This window comes from Streptomyces sp. NPDC006733 (assembly GCF_040636125.1).
GTDB lineage: Bacteria > Actinomycetota > Actinomycetes > Streptomycetales > Streptomycetaceae > Actinacidiphila.
Genome location: NZ_JBEYJD010000116.1, coordinates 1 through 3,492 on the forward strand (window position 1 = coordinate 1; position 3,492 = coordinate 3,492).

Below are 3,492 nucleotides of genomic sequence, written 5' to 3' on the forward strand. Positions count from 1 at the left end.
CCGACGTCGCACGATCTCGGCGATCCTCGCCAGAGTCCAGCACTGGTCAGGCCAGCCGACAACGGCCGGGCCGGCATCCAACACCGCTTCCAGTACACGCACTTGACCCGCATCGAGCTTGCAGCGGGCACCACCGGGGCCCTTGGAGACCAGGGCCCGCCGCCCGCCCGAAGCCAACGCCCGCCGCCACCGGTTCGCCGACATACGCGTCACTCTGAATTGCCGGGCCACCTCCCGGTCACTGGCCCCGGCCTCGATCAGATCGGCGGCCGCCAACCTGACCCGCTCACGCCGAACCCGCTCGTGAGCCGTCAGCCCTCCACCATCGGGATACCTCATCCCTCCGGCATAGCGCGGCCCACGACAGCTGTCACGACCCCACGTAACGCACACCCTTAAAGATCTCTAGAGGGGGCGCCGTGCCAGGGTGTCGACCGCCTGATGGAGTAGCACCTCGGCAGTCCGGGGCTTCCTCGCAGTGCGTCCACGCGCGAGCGGCCGTCCAGGAACTGGTGGAGCATCGCGGGGGTGGTCGGAGGCTGGCCGGGGAGGCGGTTGCCGTTGATCAGACGGAGCACACGCCCGTCTGGTCGACCAGGGTGTACGGACACAGCGTGACGCCGAGTGGGATGCCCACGGATACGGCCCTGGGCGGGGAAACCCTCCCCGTCCAGGGCGAAGTGGCGGATCTGACGAGGAAGCACATTGGTTGAGGCGGCGTCAGTCGATCGGTGCGCGTGCTCGATCGCTCCGATCGACCTCCGCTGACTGCCGACGCTGGTCACACGGCCGGCCCCGCCTCTCGCTGCCGCAAGGCAATCCCCGCTCGTGACGCTTACCGGCACCGCCGGAGCGCGCCGCCCAGGACGAGGACGGCGAAGGGCCCCGGCGCGGACGATGCTGAGGCGTGTCAGAAGTCAATGCCAATCGCACGGTCAGTGGCGGGCAGTGAGGGCATCACTCCGGGCGTGTCGATGCGGGGCGCCGGATGCGGTGGAGCCGTCGTTGGTTCGGCTATGCGGGGCGCAACCGGCGATAGCGAACCCCGCCACAGGCCAGATCGGCCCGCCGGCTGCGTTCCTCATTCTTCCTCATCCGTCACAGCTAGTGCTTTTTCGGTCGGCACACCGGGGAATTAGGCGCGCGTTCCGCTCGCTGCTCCAGACTTGCGCTCACGAAGGAAATGCGTTCCGGCCACAGCCCACGCAACAAAGAGTTCAGCGGCAGCAGTCTCGATAAATCCATTCATGCGGTCCCCGCTGGCGAGGAACTCCACGAGGTAGATACTGAGGTCGGCTCTTTGGGGTGACGGTTCGTTGGTTTCGCTGCCGCCGGACCCTGGGCCTGTAGATCGTGGTGTGTGCGCTATGCAGATGGGGGCGGGCTGACGCCCGGGGTGCGTCGACGCCGGGAGTCGGTTCGGTTCGAGGCCGCTGAGCTGTTTGCCCAGGGGATAAGTCCCCCAGAGGTCGCCCGGCGGCTGCGGGTGAGCCGTAAATCGGCGTATCTGTGGCATCGGGCGTGGAAAGACGCGGGAACGGCGGCGCTTGTCACGCGCGGACCCAGCGGTCGGCGGTGCAAGCTCTCCCCGCGCTGCCTGGAGAAGCTGGCGGATTACCTCGACCAGGGACCGGCCGCTCACGGCTGGGACGAGGACCAGGTGTGGACCGCCGCCCGCGTCGCCACGTTGATCGGCCGGAAGTTCCACGTCTCCTACAGCGTCTCCGGAGCCAACCGCCTCATGCACCGAGTCGGCTTCACCCCGCAGATGCCCGTGAGACGTACGGCCGAACGCGACGAGCAGGCCGTCCAGGTATGGAAGGAGGCGACCTGGGAGGAGGTAAAAGCGCACGGGCGGCCTGCTTGGGATGGATCTGCTTCGAGGACGAAGCGGGCTTCACCCGCAGGCCGCCCCGCGGACGCACCTGGGGGCGCCGGGGTGTCACGCCGGTCGTGACGGTCAGCGGCCGCCGTTCCGGGCGCCTGTCCGTCGCCGGCCTCATCGCCTTCCGTCCCGGCTGCCGCACGCGCATGTGTCACCGACTACGGGTGCACCGCGGGGGCAAGGACCAGCGCCGCAGCATGGACGAGCGCGACTACATCCAGCTCATCGACGGCGTGCACCACCAGGTCAAGGCCCCGATCGTGCTGGTGTGGGACCGGCTGAACACCCACGTCTCACGCACGATGCGCGACCTGATCGACCAGCGAGACTGGCTGACGGTCTTCCTGCTGCCGGCCTACTCGCCCGAGCTGAACCCGGTAGAGGGGCTGTGGGCCCACGTCAAACGCAGTCTGGCCAATCTCGCCTCCGTCGCCCTCGACCGGCTCGAAGCCCTGGTTCGCAACCGGCTCAAACGCCTGCAGTATCGACCAGCCGTCCTGGACGGCTTCCTCGCCGGGACCGGCCTCTGCCTCGATCTGCCGCGGGTGCCTTGAAACGCCGACCACACCCTGTGGCACGGTCGGCGTTCCGGTCAACGGGGCTACAGTTCGCGGAAGTACACCGCCACGGGCAACTTGATGCACCCGAGGCTTTCGTACAAAGCCCTGCCCGGAGCATGGAACTCGTCACCGCCGGTTCCGATTTCGGCGTACATGGCTCCGTGCGCACGCATGTGGCCGAAGGCGTGCTCGCACAGCTCGGTTGCCAGATGGTCACGGCGGTGATGTGCGTCGACGGCGAGGATGCTGATGGTCCCGTGCTCGCGGACAGGGTCAATCTCCCAGCCCACATAGCCCGCGATCACTCCGTCGAGGTCAGCGACGGCGGCGTGCTTGTTGTGCTCCGGGACGTGCAGTGTCGCGAGGAGAGTGCGGTAGTCCTCGCGCCATTGGCCGTGCTGCCGGGTAAAGATGACCTCGCCGACCAGGGGCCGGAAGGAGTCCTCGTAGAACGGCCCGAAGGTCTCGATGGCGAGCTCGGTCAGTCGCGGAAGGTCACGCGGCTCGAAGCTGCGAATGATCATGGAATGCGCCTCTCACTGAGGAGTCGACAACCGGAGGAACAGGCATCGACGGGCTCGCTCGCGGCGAAGGGGCGGCGAGCGAGCCCTCAGTGGCGCAGCCGACGGGAGGCGAAACATTCCATGCACGTAGGTTACCGAGCTCCTCGAAGAGGCGCAGACCTTTTCGTATCCAACCGCCGTCCGCTGTCGGAATGACGCACTGGGCCAAGGGAGAGTCCTGCCCGAAGAGGACCAAGGCGACGCAGCGGCCAGCCTCGGCCCCGACCAGTCGTCACCTCGAAACGCCGAGCTCAGTAAGCCCCTGCAGCGTTCCCAGTGCGAAGAGAATAACGGAAGCGGACAAAGCACGGGGGAGTTTCATCATCTGCACACCTCTACGTTGACAGGTCGGTCATCTGGCCCCGGCAGCGCCCGATGGACGCTGGCCAGGGGTCTGTACCGTGAGCGGTGTAACTCCTGAGCTGGAAGCGACAGTTGATGACTGACGTGACGGTTGACATTGAGGCCGGGGAGGCCGCTGTGG

The 3,492-nt window shown here is 67.2% G+C and carries 4 protein-coding genes; 2 read left to right on the forward strand and 2 right to left on the reverse strand.

Annotated features, from left to right (window positions below; all coding sequences use genetic code 11):
• Window positions 1-339 (reverse strand): helix-turn-helix domain-containing protein (locus ABZ721_RS40845; RefSeq protein WP_358793911.1); only part of this gene is annotated, 339 nt, incomplete at its 3' end.
• A gap of 1,057 nt (window positions 340-1,396) precedes the next feature.
• On the opposite strand from ABZ721_RS40845, the gene ABZ721_RS40850 reads away from it, so the two are divergent.
• Entirely contained in the window at window positions 1,397-1,957 is a 561-nt protein-coding gene (locus ABZ721_RS40850) for a winged helix-turn-helix domain-containing protein (protein ID WP_358793914.1), read from the forward strand.
• Window positions 1,864-2,439 carry a transposase gene (locus ABZ721_RS40855; RefSeq protein WP_358793912.1) on the forward strand — a complete coding sequence of 192 codons (576 nt, stop codon included), beginning with the start codon at window positions 1,864-1,866 and terminating at the stop codon, window positions 2,437-2,439. Before ABZ721_RS40850 ends, ABZ721_RS40855 begins: the two co-directional genes overlap by 94 nt.
• Window positions 2,440-2,486: 47 nt before the next feature.
• Here ABZ721_RS40855 and ABZ721_RS40860 read toward each other — a convergent pair whose 3' ends face one another.
• Window positions 2,487-2,969, reverse strand: coding sequence for a GNAT family N-acetyltransferase (locus ABZ721_RS40860; RefSeq protein ID WP_358793913.1), 483 nt, complete (start codon window positions 2,967-2,969; stop codon window positions 2,487-2,489).
• Window positions 2,970-3,492 lie beyond the last annotated feature (523 nt).